At 58.9% G+C, this 21862-nt stretch carries 16 protein-coding genes; 4 read left to right on the top strand and 12 right to left on the bottom strand.

Annotated features, from left to right (window positions below; translation table 11 throughout):
- Window positions 1–91 precede the first annotated feature (91 nt).
- The 4 genes from CKO42_RS09090 to CKO42_RS09075 all read right to left on the bottom strand — a co-directional run bounded on the left by CKO42_RS09090 (window position 92) and on the right by CKO42_RS09075 (window position 3785).
- On the bottom strand, window positions 92–1048 hold the full coding sequence (locus tag CKO42_RS09090) for an AAA family ATPase (protein ID WP_200242455.1): 957 nt from the start codon (window positions 1046–1048) through the stop codon (window positions 92–94).
- Between the two features lie 101 nt (window positions 1049–1149).
- The gene (locus CKO42_RS09085) at window positions 1150–2106 is read right to left on the bottom strand and encodes a recombination directionality factor (RefSeq protein WP_200242447.1); all 957 of its coding nucleotides are present in this window, start codon (window positions 2104–2106) and stop codon (window positions 1150–1152) included.
- A gap of 98 nt (window positions 2107–2204) precedes the next feature.
- Entirely contained in the window at window positions 2205–3305 is a 1101-nt protein-coding gene (locus CKO42_RS09080) for a YqaJ viral recombinase family nuclease (RefSeq protein WP_200242441.1), read from the bottom strand.
- 126 nt (window positions 3306–3431) lie between these two features.
- Window positions 3432–3785: a hypothetical protein gene (locus tag CKO42_RS09075; RefSeq protein ID WP_200242436.1), complete on the bottom strand. Its 354-nt coding sequence runs from the start codon at window positions 3783–3785 to the stop codon at window positions 3432–3434.
- A gap of 348 nt (window positions 3786–4133) precedes the next feature.
- Between CKO42_RS09075 and CKO42_RS09070 the strand changes: the two genes are divergently transcribed.
- On the top strand, window positions 4134–4568 hold the full coding sequence (locus CKO42_RS09070) for a hypothetical protein (protein WP_200242431.1): 435 nt from the start codon (window positions 4134–4136) through the stop codon (window positions 4566–4568).
- A gap of 122 nt (window positions 4569–4690) precedes the next feature.
- On the opposite strand, the gene CKO42_RS09065 is transcribed toward CKO42_RS09070, so the two are convergent.
- On the bottom strand, window positions 4691–5692 hold the full coding sequence (locus tag CKO42_RS09065) for a hypothetical protein (protein WP_200242428.1): 1002 nt from the start codon (window positions 5690–5692) through the stop codon (window positions 4691–4693).
- Between the two features lie 474 nt (window positions 5693–6166).
- Between CKO42_RS09065 and CKO42_RS09060 the strand changes: the two genes are divergently transcribed.
- Window positions 6167–7150 carry a hypothetical protein gene (locus CKO42_RS09060; RefSeq protein WP_200242424.1) on the top strand — a complete coding sequence of 328 codons (984 nt, stop codon included), beginning with the start codon at window positions 6167–6169 and terminating at the stop codon, window positions 7148–7150.
- 81 nt (window positions 7151–7231) lie between these two features.
- Here the strand turns inward: CKO42_RS09060 and CKO42_RS09055 are convergent, their stop codons facing one another.
- Window positions 7232–8872 (bottom strand): YfjI family protein, encoded by a 1641-nt coding sequence (locus CKO42_RS09055; RefSeq protein WP_200242419.1) that lies wholly within the window; start codon window positions 8870–8872, stop codon window positions 7232–7234.
- Window positions 8873–9118: 246 nt separating this feature from the next.
- Between CKO42_RS09055 and CKO42_RS09050 the strand changes: the two genes are divergently transcribed.
- A complete protein-coding gene (locus CKO42_RS09050) occupies window positions 9119–9601 on the top strand; it encodes a hypothetical protein (RefSeq protein WP_200242415.1) in 483 nt (160 codons plus the stop codon).
- A 184-nt stretch (window positions 9602–9785) separates the two neighbouring features.
- Window positions 9786–10904, top strand: coding sequence for a hypothetical protein (locus tag CKO42_RS09045; RefSeq protein WP_200242413.1), 1119 nt, complete (start codon window positions 9786–9788; stop codon window positions 10902–10904).
- A 33-nt stretch (window positions 10905–10937) separates the two neighbouring features.
- Here the strand turns inward: CKO42_RS09045 and CKO42_RS09040 are convergent, their stop codons facing one another.
- The 6 genes from CKO42_RS09040 to CKO42_RS09015 all read right to left on the bottom strand — a co-directional run bounded on the left by CKO42_RS09040 (window position 10938) and on the right by CKO42_RS09015 (window position 21833).
- A complete protein-coding gene (locus CKO42_RS09040; protein ID WP_200242410.1) occupies window positions 10938–11240 on the bottom strand; it encodes a hypothetical protein in 303 nt (100 codons plus the stop codon).
- A 243-nt stretch (window positions 11241–11483) separates the two neighbouring features.
- The gene (locus CKO42_RS09035; RefSeq protein ID WP_200242409.1) at window positions 11484–14570 is read right to left on the bottom strand and encodes a beta strand repeat-containing protein; all 3087 of its coding nucleotides are present in this window, start codon (window positions 14568–14570) and stop codon (window positions 11484–11486) included.
- A gap of 85 nt (window positions 14571–14655) precedes the next feature.
- On the bottom strand, window positions 14656–14934 hold the full coding sequence (locus tag CKO42_RS09030) for a hypothetical protein (protein ID WP_200242408.1): 279 nt from the start codon (window positions 14932–14934) through the stop codon (window positions 14656–14658).
- Window positions 14935–15143: 209 nt separating this feature from the next.
- On the bottom strand, window positions 15144–16637 hold the full coding sequence (locus tag CKO42_RS09025; protein WP_200242406.1) for an HlyD family type I secretion periplasmic adaptor subunit: 1494 nt from the start codon (window positions 16635–16637) through the stop codon (window positions 15144–15146).
- A 60-nt stretch (window positions 16638–16697) separates the two neighbouring features.
- Window positions 16698–18443 carry a type I secretion system permease/ATPase gene (locus tag CKO42_RS09020; RefSeq protein ID WP_338034883.1) on the bottom strand — a complete coding sequence of 582 codons (1746 nt, stop codon included), beginning with the start codon at window positions 18441–18443 and terminating at the stop codon, window positions 16698–16700.
- Window positions 18444–18560: 117 nt separating this feature from the next.
- Window positions 18561–21833 (bottom strand): glycosyltransferase, encoded by a 3273-nt coding sequence (locus CKO42_RS09015; RefSeq protein WP_200242403.1) that lies wholly within the window; start codon window positions 21831–21833, stop codon window positions 18561–18563.
- Window positions 21834–21862 lie beyond the last annotated feature (29 nt).

Raw genomic sequence — 21862 nt, 5'->3', positions numbered from 1 at the left:
CACCCTGGGGCGAGCCTCTGCACCGCGTTGGCGTTGTGATGAAGGGATGAGAAGTCGAAACCGCTCCCGGGTCCGAGTCGCTCACAGCACCTCAGGCTGCGGGCTCCCAGTAGTCCCCGAAGACATCTGCTGCAATGCGATGAATCGCCTCGCGCTGCTCGGGCTCAGCGCGCGCGGTCAAGGCTTGGCTCAGGGCATACTCGAACACCTGCGGGGCGCCCTTGAAGGTGATCGCCAACGTTGCCCAGCGCACCAGGGTGCGGGTACTCATGGTCACCGTCAGCGCTGGGGCTTCGTGGTCTGCGCCCAAGAACAGGCGACGGATCTCCAAAGCCACCACCAGCATCTTGTGGATGATCTCCAAGGGCAGACTCGGGACCGCGCGCTGTACCACCGCTTGCTCGATCTCCAGGGTGGGATAATCGACTTGGATCACCCGAAAGCGATCCATGAAGGCCAGGTTCTGGCGCAGGACACCTTGGTAGAGCCCTGAGCCATCCCCCGATCCCGCAGAGTTCCCGGTGGCCATGACCCGAAACTGCGGATGCGGGTGGATCACCTCCCCGCCATGCTCCGCAATGACCAGCGGTTGACCCTCGATGATGTCATTGAGCCCCGCCAGCTCCGAGGGGTCCATCAGGTCGGACTCGTTTAAGATCAGCAGATGGCCCTCGCGTGCCGCCACCGACAATGGCCCATGCACGAACTGGGTCGAGCCGTTGTTCAGCACGAACTGACCGATCAACGCCTGCAGCTCCAGGCGCCCATGACAGGTCACCGACTGCACCGGCCAGTTCAGGCGTGCCGCGATCTGGGTGATCAGGGAGGTCTTACCCGATCCGGTTGGACCGGTCAGGAACAGCCCATCGCCACCCGCGTCATGGAGAAAGGCCAGCACATCGCGCAGCAAGGCATGGCGGAACACATACCCGTCCTGACGCGGGGGAATCTGCGGATGGTTGGCATCGCTAAACCCAAGCACCTCCAGCTCGGGATGGGCTTGGACGTTGAAGGTGGTCGAGACCTGGAACGGTTGTAGAGTCGACATCAGGCGTCTCCAAAGGGGTGAAACCGAGCCACAAGCCCGCTGCCCGGATCGACAGCGGGTCCTGTGGCAGTGACGTCAGGGAGCAAACAGCGCCTGTGCGCTCAGGCCCGCTTGGCCTGTCGCGATGGACGCTCAGCCTCCGGTTGCGGGAGGGCGTCAGCCTGTGGCGATGGCGCCTGCGCTTGGCTCTTGGCCTGCAGCTTGTCCGCCAAGGTCAGTGGCGCCTGGGAGAGGGGCTCGCTGGCGCTCTGAGCCCTTGGCTCGGGATAGAACTCCTCGATGACGTCGACGGACTCCTCAACACTGTCCTCGAAGGCCCCGTTGGCAAAGCCCGCCTTGGCTGCCTTATCGAGCGCCTTTTGATCGAACCCGCTCTGTTGACGCTCCTCATCCAAACGCTGCGCCTCCGCCAGGGTCTGCTCCAGCGTCCACCCGTCACGTAAGGTGATATCGACGTAGAAGATCGGTGTCCCGTGACTTTGACGCGTCGACTTCCCGCGTAGGCGCAACTCCAGTGGCAGACAGGCCAACCGGTTTGCGGAGATCGCCTTGAAGTAGGCCAGTCGCGCTGCCAGGGTGCGGATCGAGTTAAAGCCCGTGGTGCGAAAGATGAAGCTGCCCAACGGGTCTTCCTCACCGATGAGCACATTCAAGCGCCCATAGGGCTTACAGGCCCCGCCTTGGGCCAGGGCGCACAGGTCCGGTGCGGGACAGTTCAAGGTCTCCAGGCCCTCACGCGTGCGACGTTTGCACTGCGCGCCATCGCCCACGCACAGGGGTCGTGCGGTTTGGCGATCGAACAAGGCGTACTCAGCGCGCAGATTCAGCTCGGGCTCGTTGAACAGCAGGCGGATCGGGAGGCGACGCAATTTGCCCTGTTGCGCGTTGCGCAGCGTCTCATCGAGCGGATGACGTCGCCAGCCTTCAGGGGTCTGGATCTGCGAGGTCAGGGTGAACTGATCGTCCTTTTGTGGCAGGCGCTTGCCGTTGTGTTCGACCACCTTGCCGATGGTGATGCGCCCAAGGATGGGTGGGGTGATGACAAAGCCTTTGAGCATGAGACTCTCCTAATCGTAAGACCCAAAACGCACCACGCCCCAGAGGCCCGATACAGGGCGCTCTGAGGCGTGGTGCGGATAGGGTGAAGGGTGAAGGGTTAAGGTGAAGGGCGCTCATCGCGCACCAGGAAACGCCTCGAGCCCGGGACGGACTTCAGGTACCGGGCATAGAGCGCGGGGTGGTCCTGTTGCAGGGCCTGGGTGTCGAGGCGCTGGCTTGGGGCGCTGCGCTTGTAGCTCAGGCGACCACTGACAAAGGTGGCACCGGTCGCGGGTCCCATCGCCTGCTGCAGTTGCTGCTTGAGGCGGGCTTCTTCCTGATGGAGGTCGTCCAGGCGTTGGCGAACCCGTTGCAGGTCGACAAAGGTCTGGTTCAGGGTGGGATCAGCGCTGAAGTCAAGCGTCTGTCCGTTGTCCTGAGGGAATAAGCGGCGCAAGGCCCGGGCAGCGCAGTCGCTGCCATCAGCGCGAGGGGGTCTGTCTTCGACCACCTGCGCCCAGAACTGACGTTCCAAGGCGATCAGCTGCGCGATCATGGCCTCATCGCGGGTGATGCGATGGATCTGCAGCTCATGGCCAGCGAGCAAGACCGCCACATCAGCGCCTTGCTGCCCGGTCACCGCCAACTGGTGCATGACCTGCAGCTGCACGTACTCGGGCACCCCGTCCTTCCACAACCGGGCGCCATGGAGCCCAGCGCTCTTGCATTCGAGGATCTGCACCGCGTCATGGCCAATGACCTCACGGTCGAGGTTGGCCAGCATCCAGGGATGCTTGACGTGCTGCAGGATGGCATTGACCCGTCGCACCCGATGGCCAGTGTGTTGGGCATAGTGCTCCGCGACGATGGGCTCGAGCACTTGGCCCCAATGCAGCGGGCTACTCAAGCGCGCCTCACCGCTGGGCTCGGGCTCGGGCTCCGCGCGTCCGGTCTTCTCCAGCCAGAGGGCCAATTGGGAGTGGTAGGGATTGAGTCCCACCGCAGCAGCAGCATCGGAGCTGCCAATCCCGGTGCGACGCATCGCCAGCCAAGACGCGCGATCCAGACTGCGGGTCTCGATCAGGCGCTGGGCCTGGTCACGATAACGCCTAGGCGGGGTGGCTGGCTCCAGACGGGGGGCTGGAGGCGCGGATGGGGTCGGTGTCGCGCGCGCGTGCTGTGCGCTCGGGTGCACGGACGCGGGGGTTGATGGATGCATGTGGATGCTCCGGTCAAAGGGTGGATCAACGGCACAAAAAAGGCCCGCAGCCTGAGACTGCGAGCCCGGTGTGGGTTGGCTTGGGGTGGACAGGACTCCGGTCCTGTGGCGGTCGTTGGTGAGGGATTAGTCCGCTGGCAACACCGGATCGTCGGGCGCGCGGAAGGTCTGCCCGCAGGCTTGGCACTGGTGATTGTCGAGCACGCGCTGATCGATCTGCTCACCGAGTCTGGCCCCGGTCAGACCGCCCGCAGCACCTCCCGCTAAGCCACCAAGGAGGGCACCAGCGAGCGCTCCCACGCCACCGCCCAACGGTCCCGCAACCGCGAAGCCCATCGTCGCACCGGTCCTGCCCCCATGCAGGGCACCGGTCACGCCTAAGGTCGAGCCCGCGACCACGCCCGTGGCACCGCCCAGCTTGCGCCCGAGATCACGGGTGATGACCTGAGACGAGCCACAGTTCGGACATGAAACAGACATGCTGTCTTCCTCCAGAATGGATTGATCAACGTTGAATGAAGTGACGGGGATGTCGCTTCATCTCAGTAATACAGTGCTGAATTTTCGTTGAATCAACCGATGATGAAGGCAAGCAAAATAACGGTGCTGAGCCAAACGCGTGTTGAGGTCAAGCGCGAGGTTTGATCTCTTACCGTTTGATCGCGATCTGAAAGCGTCGCACTCATGCGTAGGCGTGCGCTTGCGCGGTCATACGTTGAAGGGTCAAGGAGTCGCGAACCGGAAAAGACCTCACAGATGCGCACTCGTTTCAAAGCGCGTCATAGGCTATCATTTAGGTTCCTGTCCAACCTACTTTTGGAGATGACGATGGACGATGAAGGCGTATGCCCCGAGTGCGAGGAGGCGTTCAGCCAGGAAGGCTACAATGAAAACGACCCCCTATTACTAGCCCATCTACAAGCAGAGGCTCTCGAAGAACCTGTCTATTCACAAGGGGAAGATCCCCAAGTCTTAGACCATCTACAAGCAGAGGCCCTCGAAGAACCCGACTATTCACAAGAAGAAGGTCCCCAAGTCTTAGCCCATCCACAAGCAGCAGCGTTAGAGGAGGAAGCGTTAGAGGAGGAGGCGTTAGAGGAGGAAGAATTTGAGGAAGAGGATGAAGATGAGGATTTAGAAGGCGAAACCTGTGAATACTGCGATCAACCAGCAGTCTCCAACCCAGAACCGGACGTGTTTTTATGCGAAGACTGTGATGCTGGTCGTGATGACAGCTTTTTCAAAAATGCTTCCGAATGGTAGAGAACGACCCAGGAACCGCTTTTTCTAAGAAATCCGATCACTAAAAAAACAGGGCCTTGATTGCGCTGTTATCAAGGCCCTGCTATCACACCAGTGAAGAACTTTTTGTGATCCGACAATGATTAGAAAGGACTCGGATCATGCGTTTTTGGCGGGGTATTGACTTGACTTTCTGGAGCATGCACAGATCGATTCTCTTTATAACTTATCCCTCTATTAAAATCAAATATCACACCACCCCTATCAAAAGCCTCTGCGCTCTCCTTTTCTCGATGAGCCTTTCGTCCTGAATCAAAACCCTCTGTCGCTGTTCGCTCCCATCGCTGTTGACTCGCCTTCCAGTGCTGACTCAAACGATCCAGTGCTTTACCCATCCGATCCCGCAGCTCCCTTAAAGAATAGCCATGTCGATCAACGAGTTGCAAGAAACCAAGCACGCATCGCCACTGATCGAACGCCACCAGGTCGTCGATGGTCTCGATACCGAGATAGCGAGAGACCGTTTGGGGGCGAAGACAGAGTTCAAGACGTGCAACCCGATCAACGGGTGCAAGGTCTTGCCTCTGATCCACGACCTTATCGTAAACCCGAAAGAAGTCGTAAACCTTGTGCCCAAGATAATGCGTGGACGTGGTGTTTCCGTCTTCGTCCTCACGAGAAAACACTCGCCACTCATGGTGTGGTTTCAGTGGTACGAGACAGGACAGGTACAAGCTGATGAGATCATGTCTTGCTGAAGACAGGACGAGTTCATCAGGAACAGGCTGATCTTTCCTCACACCCTTACGCTTGGCATCAAAGGCGACATCGATGCGCCTAATACGATGGTTTTCGATCCCCCAGCGTTCATGAACACGGGCATAAGCCTCCAGTAAGCCCTTTGGGGTTGGGTCTTGAAAGGTCAGCATCCAATGCCTCCAACAATGTCCGCCTCTGATGAGGCTTCCGGTGACTGGACAAATTTCTAGCCCGTACCCTTTGGCTGCGGTTGCCCGTTCCATGGTCTTTCTCTGAGCTGCTTCTGTCAGGATGAACTTGATCCTGACAGTATCGATTTTTGCTCTCAGTATCCGGTAATCCAAAAGGATATTGTGAACGTCCTCTTGCGTATAGCTGTTAGTCACGAGTCCAAACCTCTCGCCTTGATTAGACAGCGTGCGTGGATGTGTCTTTCAATACTGTACTGTAAAGCCCATAAGAATAAGATGGCATGCGTATCCATGCGTTGTGACGCTGAGTATAAGGATCACTGGTCGGGTTTGTTGCTGAATTCCTCCAATCGCTGTGAGGGGCTTTAGCAGCCTTTCTAACGGGTTTTAATTCCGACCGGTAGGATGGCTTGACTGAAACCCTTCGCGCCTTACACAGAGGCTCACAGAGGCGACTGCCACCCCAGACGAGCCCATTCTGTGCTGCTCATCGATCCACCGCCCAGCATTGGCGTCAGCATCGCTCAACGCTGCCAGATTGACAGCGAGCCAACGCAATTGATAGATTTATCGTCGAGTATCCTTGGGTCACGATGCCAGCCTAAGACGCCTCCATGGATGGTCATACCCTGCTGCTTACCGTAAACAAGCCTCTACTGCGTCAATACCATGGAATTTACCCTGTCATTGCAGGAAATCTGCATGCAATTAGATAGCAGCGAACAGCATGTGCTGCAAGCGATTCGTGATGCGAAAGTATCAGTGCTGTTACCCATACCGCAGGACGCCAAGTTAAGATTGGACTACTCCTCGCGTTTATCTTTTTGGCATTTACCAATGTCGACAAAGGAAGTCGACCTCTCTGAATTCGACTATGTTTCGGTTGCTCCCCAGCATCTGTTTGAAGTTATCAATAACCCTGATGCGCTCAGCTATTGTATTGACACCCTGTTAAAGCTCGATCGTGAGGATGGGAAGTTTACTCTTCAGTCCATCCGCGATAGTTTAGATTGGCGTTACTCCATTGGTTATCTGGTCGACTACATAAAACAGTACCTCGTCACCAAACACCCAATCTCGTTGAGGCATTCTGGGCGGGTGTTGGCTGCTCACCTCGATGCGATCAGAGACCGTTTCACCTACCCCCTGGATTATGACAACGCTGGTGACTTCAGAAAAAGTAAAGTGACAACGCAGGCGATCATTGACATGAATGTTGCCTTTCATCTTTTTCGGATTGAAAAACCACTCGACCCAAAAAAAGAAACTGCCTTTGAGACCATCGAAGGTTGGCTACACAACCGATGGAATGCGTCAGACCGTACAGCTGCTGACAAACGCGCAGAACGCTCTGTCGGTACTGCGCAGATTAACATGGCAGCCAGAGTGATTCTGGATACAAGCTCAACTCCCACTATCGGAACATTTGACATTCCAGAGATGGTGCGCGAACAACACCATGCAGAAGCACCTGAGGCATTAATGTTCATGGAATACCTTGCTCTACGTAAAGATCAAGCATCTAATAGCAAAGACTTGGAAAGTGGATTAGATTTTAGGCAAAGTTCAACCTTGGAAGGTAGTTTATTAAACAAAGGCGTTAAGCCTTCCACATACTGCAGATTACTGACACGGGTGTTAAGCATGTATTAGGACAAGCCCAAGTAATGCCCTGGGCTTGCCAGTTTGTCACATTTCGACAGCGAAACAACGATCCTGATCTTACTAATAAGTTTAATTAAGCCTTCTCGCTGCTAATACCGCTTGCTCGAGCAGCCTGCCATCACCAGGGTAAAAGGGGAAGACATCAATCATCAGGATTGGCTTCGTGGCGATCCCTCGTTGATTCTTGCTGGGACACTGGATAATATCGATTTCCCGGTTTTGAAGGAGTACCTGAAGGGCAACATCCAAGCGCGCAACGGGACGCACCGATGTGTTGGCTGACGCAAAACGCTTTGGGACATAGCGGCGATTCAGAGCACGCTGCGCTTGGACCCATTCCAGCACGTTCATGACGTCTTTCTCCTCCCGCGAGAAGGTCCGAAAGATCCGTTGGTACTCGGTGGAAAATCCGTTCACGAGGTGAATCGCCTGGCTCAAGGTCGCCACCGAGATGTCGCCTTCCAGGCCCTGGTTATAGCCATGGATCACGACCGCGACGCGCAGCACCTGCTCGGGAATGCGTTGGCCATGATCACGGTGCTGCGCGTAACGCCCACCCGGTCTGGTCGCCTGCTCGACGTCAGCGCGCAGACGGAACCAGACATCCTGCGCTTGCGGACACAGTCGGATGCGTTTCCTGGCTGCTCCATCGACAAAATGCCGACGATTGATCTCGATCAGCTCGACCACCCAACGACGATAGGCGTCCTGAAAGCGCTCAATGCGCGCCTGATGACTGGCGACATCGGTCGTGTAAGTGCGATAACCCACCGTCGAGGGCGGGAACGTGAAGAGGCAACGCGCAACCGTCCCAGAGTCACGCAGCGGGTTCTTCTCGCCACCAAAGGCGTTCTCGATGATGGCGGGCTGACCTAAGAGTAAGACGGTCTTCGGTATGTCGTGGCTTTCATCGCCACGATTGGCCCGATATCTCGTTGTCTTTTCGCCACTATAGCCCTTGTTGAGGAAGGAACTGTCCTGTTTGATCCCTCTGCTGAGAAACTCTTGCGGTTCGCCGGTAAAAATGCCTATGGATTTGGCCTGCGCTTCTTTGATGAGCGTCGAGAAGGCAGCGGATGTGATATCACTGACGATCGCCAACCCGATGGAGCGAGGCGGTGTTGGCTTCTGTGTTAGATGCTTGTGTAACGCGGTTTCCAGCTCCTCCGCACTGGGGGCCAGCGCCTCGAGCAGGGCCTCGGACTCAGCACCGCGTTCGCTCAAGGCTTCCTCGACGCGGGCTTTAGCGAGGTCTCGGACCATGCGTTTCCTGATCTGCTCCCAGACCTCCAGGTCGAGTTCATACTGCTCGCGTTGTGCGCTCTGCGCGTCCTTATCAGCCTCTAGGGCGTCTTCGATTGGCTTTAGGAAGTAGTTCAACACCGACGACTTGCCCTCTGCGGGCTCAGCGATCCCGACCAGGAACAAGGATGCGGGAGTGATACGCCCGTCGGGCGCTTCCACCTCGCCCACGCCTTGCATGAGCAACGCCCCGACCCCGAGCGCGCTCTGAAGACAGAGCGCAAGCGGTGCCATCGTCAGTGCCTGCACCTCATGGACAGAGTCTGCAAAGCGCTCTCCCTCGCATCCGATGAGGTAGTCCAGCGTCGGGGGCGGGAGGACAGACTGCAGCGCTGAATAAACAGGGGGGTGATGATGAACGGTTGGCGGGTCGAGAGCCTGCGGTGGCCCGGTGAAGGGATCGGCCATGAGACGTCGCTCCTGTTGCGATGGGTGTCAGGGATGTCGGCAGTGCAACGGGTGACGTTGCGCTCGCAAAAAAAAACACTAAAAGATTCGCGCTGGGGTATCAACGGAGCGGATGCGCAGGCGTCAATCTGCGCGTTTTTTTGCTTGACACACGCAGCGTTTTGTGAAACACAGCTATGGATATCAACGCGCTCGCCACGTCGATCAGCCCGCGCTAGGACGCTCACCACGACGCCTGTGTACAGGGTGTCGACGGTTGAAAAAACCTTGAAACAGGATGTCCTTAAAACAGCGCTTGTGTTTTCCAGCAAAGTACGGGAAGCTCTTGCCCGCTTTCCTGATGCTGGAGGCGTCGGGTTCGCTACTTTCGTTCTGCTCGGAGTCGTCAGTGATGACCATCATCAAGTCCGCTGCAGTGTCTCCCCCGTCAAGCAACCGCCCGACAAGGCGACTGCGCACACCCACTCCGACCTTGGAGATCGCCACCCACCGGTGGCACAACGCCCGATGAAGTATGAAGACCATGAAACCGATTTGAAGATCAGGGCGCAGTGGGAGAACCCACCGATGAAGCGCTTCAGTGTCGATCTACCTTTGCCTCTGCATACCCGCTTCAAGACCGCATGCAGTGCCACGAACCGCAAGATGGCCAGCGAGCTGAAGGCCTTGATCGAGCAACGCACCGTCGAGCTGGAACGCCAGACGGGGCTTGACCGCCTTCAGCGATGACCTCAGCCCGCAGCCTGGTGACCGCCCGCACTGGTCAGCGGGTGTTCGCTCGGGGGTGGGCAGTCGACCCGATCCGAAGGCGTGCACGGACCGTTATTTTCTAAACGGAACCATTTGTCTACAAACGGAACCATTTTTTTAGGCATATTGACAGCGAACGAAGGATATTTGAGGCGCGGGTCGCATGACCGACTACAGCGAGACGTTGACGCACAGGCTTCCCCGCCGTTATCAGTCACTCGACATCCTGAACGAGTGGGACCTGAATCTCTTCGTCCTCCCGCAAGCGCCTCCGCAGACCGCCTCTGCGCAACCAAGCCAACGCCGTATCATCACCTTCGGACTCTATGAGGAGGCCCGCCAGAGACAGCAGTTGCTGGAATGGACCGATCGGCTGCGCAAGACTGAACCGGAAACGCTCTTCGCGCACGCGACCCTGAAACCGCTGATCGCGGAGACGCGAGGCCACCTGAGAACCTTGGCGCGCGAGTCTGCCATCACGGGTCTGTCGCCACTGATCCAGGCCATGCTGATCCCGATGCTGCGCGTGCTGTTTCAGACCTATGCGCAGTCTCCGGTCCCTGCCCATGCCAAGCCCGAGACGATCATCGCGTTTGTGCGCACCCTGCAGACGAGCCTCAGACTTCCGTCGTTGAAACAGGCGATCGATCACCATCAACGCGCGCAGCGTAAAGCGCTGAAGAACCACATCCAGAAGGTCAAGGGGCACTTTCAACAGCATCGCTGTCTGACCTTCGTCCATGTGCTGTTTGAACGCGAACCCCACAGGCAGCAGTGGCTGCATGATCGAGCGCAGCACCACCGTGAGTTCTTGCGCGCTCGCACTGCCCTGTTCAAGGCCTGTCGCCAGGGACGCGAGCGCGCGTTTGTCGACCTGCTGGGCTATCACTGGCGCCTGATCAGTCCTCTTGAGCAGGGACTGCGCTTATGGATGGTCTTTGTGTTTGCCCCGACCAACCGCGAATCGAGACCGATCAGTGAATCGCCCGAGGAGCGCGCACAGCAGTGCGCTGCCTATTGGCGAGAGACGATCACTCAGGGATGGGGCGTGGGGTTGATCGCTCACGGTCCGGATCAGCCTGCAAGGCGCAGCGCGCAGCTCGGGCTGGTCTGTCGGGACGATGCACAGGCCATCGCGCGCCTGCAACGGTTGCTGTCGACCTTTGATGCACTGAGCTGCCTGGATGTCTTGCCTGCTCCGACGCGTGCTCGGGCCACCCTGAAGGGCGCACAACAGCAACGCTCACAGGGCAATGGCAGGGGGCGAGCGGGTCAGGGTTGAATCAGCCTGCTCTGCGATCACCCGAAGGATGCTTCAGGGGTGGCTCACGCGCGAAGGCGTCTGTTGCACGCACTCGACCAGCTCCCGATACGCCTTCTCCACGTCCGCATCCTCGATCCCCGCGCCGATGAAGTCGTCCAGCGCATCGCAGAGCGCGATCGCTTCGGGGCTGTCTCCAAGTTGCGCTGTCCAGCGTTCCGACAGGGCATAGAGCTGATCCAGGTCCGTTTGGGTCATGGGCTCGAACAGCAGATGCTCGAAGCCCTCTAGCTCTGCCAGCAGTTTGGCGTGGGGCTTAGGTGGGATGGCGTTACTGCGATTAGGCGTGGTGCTCATGGCTCGAGTTTAGCAACCGCGAGCGCGTTTGGTGAGTGAACAGCATCTGTGATCTGAGTGACGCGCTGTGCGTTGGGGTGTTGACCATGACTGTCAGCTCGCTTGATGGCTTCCGTAAAGACCCTGCGCATTCACAAGGTCCTTATGGAAAAAAACCCCGCCCTTCGTGAGAAGGACAGGGTTCGATGGCTTTCGCCTCAAGCAGCCCGCCCGGGGGCGGATGCTTGGCCTCGGGGTAGGAGGTTAGGCGATGACTAAGTCACCGGTAACGAGTGTCTCGTCAACAGTGCCCAGCAAACTTATCTCACCAGCCACAATGTCTCCACCACCAGCAGCATCGGTTACAGTGTAAAGCGCAGTGAAATCATCGAAGGTGATGGCAACCAGATCATCGTTACCGGCACCGGAGGTGGTATAGGTTCCATCGCTTAGAAACGCAGCGACCTTGTCGACATTGGTAATATCAGCTGCTGTCAGATCATTCGCGGCGCTTGTTGCTGCGGTACCAGCAACAACAGTACTCGCACTAATGAAACTAGTATCAACGGCGCCGTCATTTTGGTAGTTGCTATCGAAGATCAAATCGTCGACGGTCGTGTTGAACCCGGTGATAACATCAAACCCTGTAAATGTCCCACCTACCTGGCCTGCAGCGGAACCATCTGTCAGCGCCGCATAGATAACGTTATCTTCTGCCGATGTCGTTTCCGTCAATATGATGGTGTCAGCACCTCCTCCACCAGTGATATTGTCGGCGCCTTCACCGCCTGTAACCGTATCGTTACCAGCACCACTAACGATGTTATCGTTACCAGCACCGCCGTTGATTACGTCCGCTCCACCTGCCGTGGTGATGGAATCATTTCCACCGTTGCCATTCATGGTGACATTACCAGCACCAACGGAGTTTAGCGTATCAGCACCATTGGAGCCTTGAATCGACTGCGCAATGCCATTCACGGCTGTATTTGTCACCGTAACAGTCGCGGACGTCGTGTCAACAACCAGACTGGAGAGATCAAGCGTTGTTGCATCCATGACCGCTTCAAGGATGTCGGGGTCCGTAGTTTCATTGCCCTTCACGACATAGCTAGTGCCATCCAAGATGGAACTTTTAAGTTTTAAGGTATCTACCGCTGCGTCGCCGTCGGAGTTGATGTTGATCACATCAATGCCGGTCATAGATACCGTGTTATCGGACAGATCGAGACTGTCAACAACGTTCAGCGTATCGCTACCACCATTTGCCATAATGGTAAAGTCACCATCGTATGCCGTAAAAGTGTCGTCACCCGATCCTGTCGTTATCTTGTTCATATTCGCGGACAGGGTGGCAGCCAGATTGCCCGTGAAGCCACCTGCAGCGATCTCTTTTGCCGTTACAGCAGTCAACGTCAGATCGGTTGCGCCCGTAACATTAACAACCGCGTTAGCGCCAGCAGACGCTATTAGGTTGGCGATTACCACATTGCTATCGTCTGCGTTGATATCAGCATCCGCGGTTGACAGGTTCAGAGTTTCGAAGTCTTTAGTATCGAGTGCATTAGCGTCTAAGTCTACCGCATCATCGATCTCGAGCGTTAATGTCTCTGCGGTATCTGTGTTGCCTATGACAGTGGAGTCAAAGATCAAGTTACCACCAGCGGTCAAGGCAGCTGGTGAGAGCTTGACGGTGGCCTCATCCGCAACGTTGTAGGTAGCAGCAGCAGCAGCAGCACCATCAGCAATCTCGATCACGTCAACCGCAAGCTTTTCCAAGTTTGCGCTTGCACCATCATCGATCTTGATGGTCGTCGTTCCAGCTGTCGTATTGTCTATCGCTGTTTCAGTGTCAAACTGAGCTGCGGTGCCGATAAGTGTTACATCCTGATCTCCAGTGAAGGTGACCTTTTCTGGTGCGTCCCCAGTAGCATCCAAATCGAATGTTGCTGCAGCCCCGTTTCCTTCCAAGGTAAGATTTTCCACCTGGCTATTAGAAGTGGCTGTTTCCAAACTGACAACGCCCATCGCCTTGACGGTCGCAGCATCGTCGGCGATGCCTCCCGTTGTGCTACCAGCACCATCTACGCTCACGTTGACAGGAGTGCCCGTAGTGCCGGTTTTATCCGAAACCACTGTAACGCCGCCCTTTCCTGCATCCGTGACCGCGATTGTGCTGGCGGACGCACCGTTAACCGTCACACCGCTCGCAGATGCCCCGAGATCAACCGTAAATGTCCCGGTCATCTGGCTACCAGCAGCAACGGTTGCACTCGATGCGACGTTGTTTACGGTACCGCTTGTAGAACCGCCTACCTGCGTATTGTTGAAGGTTATTGTTGTCCCGTTGCCAACAACCCCAGCCGCGTCGTAGGTTAGGGTTGCAAAGGACTTAGCGTTGAAGTTTATCGACTGAACGCCGGCAACTGTTGCTGTTTCTGCGGGATTTGCGGCAGCTTCAATGTTAAGGACATTGTTGCCTCCGTTACCGAGAATGACGTCACCCGTTGTATAGGTGGTGTCTGTACCTTCGATTGTGTCGTTATTGGCGGTGCCGTTAATCAGGTCGACATCAGTAGTGAGCGTGAAGGTCTCACCGGGTGTCTGCTCTACTGGCGTCGGCACACCCAGCGCCTGGTACCCCCCGGCCTGTGCAGTGGCGACCGACCCAAAGCGCAGTTGCTCGATCGTGCCGTCTCCGTTGCGCAGGAAGTAGGTGCCAGAGACGTTATCATAAAGGCCAACGTCCGATTCGCCGTCGCCGTCCCAGTCGCCGGTGACAACTTGGTAGTCACCGGCTTGGGCCTTCGCAACAGATCCGAGCCTAAAGGAGTCGAGCGCACCGTTCTCCGCACGCAGGTAGAAGGTCCCACTGACTTGATCATAGAGGCCAACGTCCGAGTCGCCGTCGCCGTCCCAGTCGCCAGCGATGCCTTGGTAGTCACCGGCTTGGGCCTTCGCAGCAGAACCCATCCTAATGGAGGTCACCACACCGTCGTCCGTGCGGGTGAAGAAGGTGGAGGAGGTCTCGTCGTATAAGGCGACGCCGACGTTGTCATCGCCATCCCAATCGCCGGCCAGCGCCTGGTACTTGCCGGCGTCAGCGGTCGCAACCGACCCGAAGCGGAATGAGTTAACGCTTCCGCTGTCGTCGCGGAGATAGAACTTGGCGTTGTTGGTCTGAAACAGCCCGGTGCCGAGGTTACCGTCTCCGTCCCAATCTCCTGCCAGGGCATCGTAGGTGAAGCTGGTTGAACCGAACTTTACGGGGTCCAGCTGACCGTTGGTACTGCGCAGGAAGAAGGTGCTGCTTGTCTGGTCGTACAACGAGGGGGACACTGATAGGGCCATGGCTTTCTCTCCGAGGTCGTCGAAAATGTGACGGGGTGATGTTGAGTGGGTACACCGGTGTGCCGGCTTTTGCCCACGTCGGATATTAGTTGGTATCTACGCCAACGTCTACGCGGTTGGGCTCCTCTGCCGGCGTCGCGTCACGGTGCTGTTGCAAATACGCCAACTGACTGCTCAGTAGCGACCTCAGCTGGTCACGGTCATTGAGCACCTGCTCCACGGCGTACATATACGCATTGGCCGCGGCATAGACGGCCTCTTGCTTGCTATAGCCGCCGTCCTTGGCTTGCCGAAAGGCCTCTAGGAGCGCAGGGCTGAACAGCCGGCCCTCGAGGTCTTTGACGCGATCGAGCTCAGGGGGCATGAACGAATCCTCTCTTCCTGTCCTGTTGCTGCTTACCTGCCCGCTGTCCGGGCCTGCCGATGGAGCCTAAACTGTTGTCTTCTCAATGTCGACGATTAACCCACCGACGGCTGCAGCGGGAGCGTAAGCGCTTGGGCTCGCTCTGTCAACGTGAACGCCATTGATGACACCCGGCGTGGCGCCGATGCCACGCTGAGGGCGGCGACCAACTAATCCTCGCGGAAGGCCGTTGCGAGCCGATCGGTGATTGGTTTCGTCAAGTACTCTAGCAGGGTGCGGGCACCGGTCTTGATCATGACATCGGCTGGCATGCCGGGCAGCAAGGTCCGCCCTTGCAGGGACTCCATGCCATCCTCGCTCACCCGAATACGGGCCAGAAAATAGGGTTGCCCAGTCGATTCGTCGGTGATGCGATCCCCCGAGACGGTCAACACCTGCCCCGGAACCGTTGGCGTATCGGCCTGATTAAACGCGGTGAAGCGGATTTCAGCATCCAAGCCCGGAGAGACCCGATCGATGTCCTGCGGCGACACACGTGCCTCCACGATCAACTCCATCCCTTGCGGGACAATCCCCAAAATGCGTTGGCGTGGCTCAACGATACCCCCTTCGGTATGCACGGTCAGCCCCACCACCGATCCCGACACGGGCGCGCGAATCTCAGTCCGCCTAACGGTGTCACTCAAGGCCTGAATGCGCTCCTTGAGGTCGGCGATCTCCGGCTGCACCTGCTGTAAGCGTTCGGCCACCTCAGTGTCGAAATCCCGCTCCAGCTGGACGATTTGCAGCTCGGTTTCGATGATCTTCAGCTTATTGCCAGCCAGACTCGCCTCGTGCTGACTCTTCTCACCCAGCACCTCGGCCTCAAAACGCTCGTACTCGCGCAGGCGCGAGTTGTCACTGAACCCCTTCTCGAATAACTGATTCAGTGCATCGATCTCCTGTCGATAGAGCGAGGCGCGCTGACCCCAGTTTTCTGCAAGCGATTCATAGCCGCGAATCTGCTCGCGCAACTGCTCGATGCGCTTGCCGAGCATCTGCTTCTCGTTCTGCAGCGCCGTGCGACGGTTCTCGAACAGCCGCTTTTGCCCGGCAACGGCATCCTTGACGCGCGGGTCAATCAGTGGATCGGTTGGCTCCGCCACACGCGGATCACTCAGCCGATTGGTCAACTCTGCCGGAAAGCGGATCTGCTCGGCACCGTCGCGCTCAGCGATCAAGCGCGCCTCTTCGGCCAGCAGCGCGTAATACTGACCCCGCGCAATCTCCAGCTGCGCCCGTACTTGTGTGCCGTCCAGCTTCACCAGCAACTGCCCGGCCTCGACCTGATCACCCTCGGTCACCAAGATCTCATCGACGAAGCCCCCGTCAAAGTGCTGCACGGTCTTGCGTGAGCTCTCCACCGTGACGATGCCCGGCGCCACCGCCGCACTATCGATCGGCGCAACCGCCGACCAGAGGCCAAAGCCACCGAAGGCCACGAGTAGGATCAGCAGACCAAACAGCCGCTCCGGGCGGTCATTGGTCCGCAACGACGAGCGCTCCGGAGCTGGCTCAGCGGTTGGAGATTGCGCCACGTCGGGCTGCTGATTCGCCGTCGTCTCAGCGGGCACGCCCTTGTCCGCACCATCGCCTGGGGCCTCAGCCTCAGCGGCTGCCGCACTCAGCTCAGCAGTAGAGGAATCCTTAGCGTTGGGGCTCATCATAGGGTGTTCGCGAACATGGTCACTCATTGCGGCAGCCAGCGGGATGCCGGCGCCAGCTCAGGCGCGGGCCGGAACGGCAGGAGTCGAGCGGCCCACTGCGGCCGGACGGGCGAATTCAGCCAGCACCTGGTCGCGTGGACCGAACATCTGAATCAGCCCCTCACGCAGTACCATGATGCGGTCCACATGGTGGAGCAGGTTTGGCCGATGGGTAATCACCATCACGGTGGCCTGGCTGCGCTTGAGATGGCTGAGCGCCGCAACCAGGGCCGCCTCGCCGTGATCGTCGAGGTTACTGTTGGGCTCATCCAGCACGACAAGACACGGGCTGCCATAGAGCGCCCGAGCCAGGCCCACCCGTTGGCGCTGTCCGCCAGAGAGCACTGCACCACCCTGTCCAATTGGCGTGTCGTAGCCCTTGGGCAGGCGCAGAATCATTTCATGCACACCGGCCTTTTGCGCCGCGGTCACCACTGAGCGCGGATCGACCTCGCCAAACCGGGCGATGTTCTCACTGACGGTGCCTTCCATGAGCTCCACGTCCTGGGGCAAGTAGCCGATATTCGGCCCAAGCTCATCGCGATTCCAGTCAGTGATCGCCGCGCCGTCCAGGCGCATCGCGCCCGAGGCCGCCGGCCAGACACCCAGCACCGCCCGCGCAAGTGTCGACTTACCCGCCGCGCTCGGACCGATGATTCCCACCGTCTCACCGGCCGCGACATCAAAGCTCACACCCCTTAATACCGGCACCGTTCCGCCCGGCGGCACCACCACCAGCTGCTCCGCTTTTAAATGTCCTTTCGGCGCTGGCAAGCGCATCCGGCGCATCCGCGCCGGGATCGCCTGTAACAGTCCGCGCAAGCGCGTATAGGAGCTGCGCGCTGCCAAGAACTGCTTCCAAGAGCCGATCAGTAGATCCACCGGCGCGAGAGCGCGCCCGAGTAGGATGGAGCCCGCAATCATGGCTCCAGGGGTAATCTCCTGCAGCACCGCCAGGTAAGCGCCGAGGCCGAGGATTAGCGACTGCAGCATGATGCGGAACGATTTGCTAGTGTTGGCCAGCACGCCAGCCCGGTCGCTCGCCCGCGCCTGCAGCTTGAGCATCTCGACATGGCGCTCCATCCAGCGACGATGGACGTTTCCCAGCATGCCCATCGCTTCCAGCGCCTCGGCGTTGCGCAGATGCCCGTTGACCGCGTTGAGATTCGACGCCGCCAGCGTATTGGATTCGGTCAGCGGCTTGCGCGTTGCCAGCTCGTTGATGACCGCAAGCGTGACGATCACGACCAGGCCGGCGACCGCAAACCAGCCCAGTAGCGGATGCAGTAGGAAGATCACCGCCAGGTAGATCGGAATCCAGGGGGTGTCGAAGAACGCGAACAGGCCCTGGCCGGTGAGGAATTGGCGCAGGCTGGTGAGGTCTGAGATTGGCTGCGCCCCGCTGCCCCGACCGGTGGCCAGCCCGGAGTCGAACATGGCCGTGAACAGGCGCTCGTTCAGGCGCATGTCAAGCCCGGCGCTGACCCGCACCAGGAGCCAGGAGCGCGCGATCTCGAGCAAGCCCATGACCATGTAAAGCGCCACCACCAGCACCGTCAAGGCCACCAGCGTCGAGATGCTCGAGCTGCTGAGCACGCGGTCGTAGACCTGCAACATGTAGATCGCGGGCAACAACATCAGCATGTTGATAAACAGGCTGAAGAGACCCGCGAACATGAACGAGCCGCGACTCGCCTTCAGCGCGTCGCGCAGCTCGTCCTCGACCTGAGCCGACTGCGGTTGACGAGTGAGGGGTCTAAGCACGAGCGGGCTTCACTCCGAAGGGATGGCATACGATGCTTTTCAGGCGCTGCGGTGAGGCAGCACGAAACAGCACTCCACCGTAGAGACTCGCGTGCGGTGCGTCAAGTGACGGATTGGTTAGGTGCCCACCTTCGGCCGTTTCTCGTCTCGGTACTGCCTACGCAGTTGGTCGATGCTGGTGATGTCGGTCATGCCCAGCTTGCGCGCGGCATGAAGGGCATTGTTGGCATAGATACTCAGGGGTTGCTGTTCATGCAGCTGCAGGTACATCGGTAAGGCGGCGGCGGGCTCGCCCAGGCGCAGGAGACGGTTGGCCTCGGCCAGACTGAGGGGGGCTTCGGTCCGCAAGCCTGCCCTGTTGCCCGGCGCCCTGTTGCCCGGCGCCGTTTTGTCGGCCAGTGCGGGTCGGTGTCGCGCATCGGCTGCGGCGACGGGCTTGGCTGCACCGCGCGAGCCGCCCTTGCTGGTGAAGAGCCCCGCCAGCCATCTAGAAACGGACCAGTGCCGACTTCTCTTACGGCGCGGGCTGCCTTCGCTCATGACGAGACGCGCCAGCCCGTCCCAGGAATTGGTCGGGTAGTAGCCCTTTGCCGCCGCCGCCGCGCGTTGGGAGAAGCGCTCAAGGTCCGCTTCGATGCGCGTGACCGCCGCCGCAATGGCCTCGACACTCAGCGTGTTGATCGCCACGCCGCAGCCGTAGCGTTCGACGAAGTCGCCAAGCCAGGTTTGCTTGACCACGACGACTGGCTTCCCGCAATACACCGCGTCGATCAATAAGCCTGAATTGCGATAGCGGAAACCCTCAGGCGTATAGGGGAGAACGAGGATGTCGGCCGACTGGAACAGTCGCAAGAACTCACGATTCGACAGCTGCCCTTTGAGCCGTTCCAGCCGTGAGTCGGCGGCCTCGAACAGCGCCACTTGCTGTGGCGTCGTATTGTCGCGGCGTAGATCGCGAATCACAACCCGCCGTTCGCTTCGCGTCGCGACAAGGTGATTGGCGGCGGCGACAGCGACCTCAATATTCTTGCCCTGGGTGGGCGCCCCAGGAAATAGCACGGTTGTGCGCTGGTCGCGGGGCTCGGGGGCCGCAGCGCGGTCTCGCTGCAGGCGGGCGAACAGCGAATCGCTGATGGTCGGACTCGGATGTGGGGCGGCAGCGAGCTCCAGCCCATAGAGGTCCCGCAACGCCTGGGCTAGGTTATCCGTCGGCACATTGACGGTCAGGCGCGCATCGGCCGCCAGCGCGCGCAGGCTTGGTAGCCACTGTTTGGCGAAGGCGCTGCGCTCGGTGTGAAACGGATGAAACGGTAGATAGAACAGATTGACCACGCCGGTGATCTGCGGCAATTGGTCCAGGATGTGGCTCATTGCCAGCGCATGCGGCACCCCCGCGCAGTACATATACAACCGGACCGCGCCGACGCCTTGGCGCTGGCGCAGGTCCTGAATCGCCTGCACAACCTCGGCCTGGAAGCGCTTCAGGCCGGCGGCATTGGCCGCTTGCGGCTTGGCCTTCGGATTGCCGAGCGTCCATGAATGGTCGGTCAGGCACGGCAGAAAGTAGCGGCGACTCTCGGTGATGGATGCAGGCAGCTTTTTATTGGCCAGCACGACGAAGCGGTCAGCGTAGGGGCGAAGGGCTGCGTCTAATTGGTCGTCGTAGGCGAGATAGTGGCCGAACTGACCGAGCGCGTCCGGGTCGATCATGACCAGGGTCACGCCTGCGGACGGACTCGGCGCCCGGTGGCTGGCGCCGACGAAGACCCCGCTTAGCGCGGTCTCCTCGATCTTTGCAATCGCACCGTGGTAGAGGTAGGCGTCCGGGTATTTGCTGCGCGCCTGGCGCAATGAGAGCAAGGCGTCTGGGAGGCGGTCGTGCGGATGCGAGACATCGACCACGACCTCTGAGAAGCGGAAGCGATGGGCGACGGCGGACCATCGGCCGAATGCCTGCGCGTCGGCGACACCGGTGAAGACCTCTTCGAAAAGGTCGTAGATCGCGACGTCGTAGCACAGCCGCGGGACTTCCCGGACGCGGGCTAGGAAGTGGGGCTTGAGCGTGTCGCCGATGAAGCGCTGGAATGCCGGGTCGCCGACGTTGTAGATGGCATTGCCATTGATGTGGGAGAAGGCGTGGATCTTGGCGATGCCACGGTAATGGCTGCCACAGATCCAGAATCGCTCTGAGCCGCAGACGAGATCTTCAATCGCGGCGAGCCAATTGGCGCGAATGGGGATGGCGTCGGGCTCGAGCAGCACGATGTGCGACATGCCGACGGAGAACTTTTGAATAATGTCGAAGAACTGATTGTTGGGCCCAGCCATGTAGCCCTCGGGACCGACTGGCCCTTGGAACTTGCGGGTGTAGAGATCGCGCAGTCCTTCGAGCGCCGAGTAGTGAAAATGCAGGCCGGAGAAGTAACCGCAGAGTCCTGCATCGAAGAAGACCCGCGATAGGGTTTCCTCGAGCTCCGGGCTCGGCTGCCCGTTGAAGGCCAAGTGCAACTCGACAGTGGGCGCCTTGGGAAGGCTGCGGTAGGGGGCGAATTCTCGGTCGCCCCAGCGTTTTAGGGTCTGCGTCAGGCGCTCGAGATCGTGACTGACAAAGGGGACGAAAACCGCGGAGAGTTTGGGCCCGGAGACGAAATCCGTGATCGGCTGGTAGGGAAAGATCCCCTGATCGAAGAGTTCCGACTCCGGCGTGCACACCTGCACCTCCATGTCGAGTCCGAACGTGGCGATGTCGTCGCGCAGGGCCTCCAGGGCCTGCAGGTGCAGGTTGCCGTCGTGTCCATCGGGATTGGGGATGTTGTAGACATCACCGCGGACTTGGTAATCATCGAAGAAGTAATTCGGGTTACGCTGCGGCGTGACACCGATCTCTAGCGAGATGCCGCCGCGCTTCTTTGCCTCGTTGATGATCTCCGTGTAGCGACAGTCGATGCCAATCAGACCGAGTTTGCGATAGCCGAGGAAGTTTGCAAAACGTGCCGCAAAGGCGCCAGTGGTTAGCTTGCGTGGCTGCGTGGTGCGGAAGTGCTGCTGCGGAGTATGATGGAGCCCGTACTTTGTGCAGCGCGCGGGGTTGCTCTCCCCGGCCATGAGTTGGGGTAAAAAATAGACGCCCGAGGCGTTGGCGAGGTCGGGATGTCGATCAAGGAAGTTGGGATGCAGGAAGAAGAACCGGCAGTGTTGGTTCTCGATCAGGTCACGAATCGCATCGGCATGAGACAACACGACTTGGTTGTCCAGGCAGCAATAGGCCTCGGGATACCAGCCAATACGCTGCCAATACCGGTAGGCTGCATTCATGCCGAGACAGGGGGTATTGCTGATCAGCGGGAAAAACTCCTTCTTCAACGAAGGACCATTCCCGAGAATCAGCATCGTCGCGTCGCTTTTGTTTCGCATAGATG

The organism is Lamprobacter modestohalophilus (genome assembly GCF_016583905.1).
Lineage (GTDB): Bacteria > Pseudomonadota > Gammaproteobacteria > Chromatiales > Chromatiaceae > Lamprobacter > Lamprobacter modestohalophilus.
This window is presented reverse-complemented; position numbering and strand designations above follow the sequence as displayed.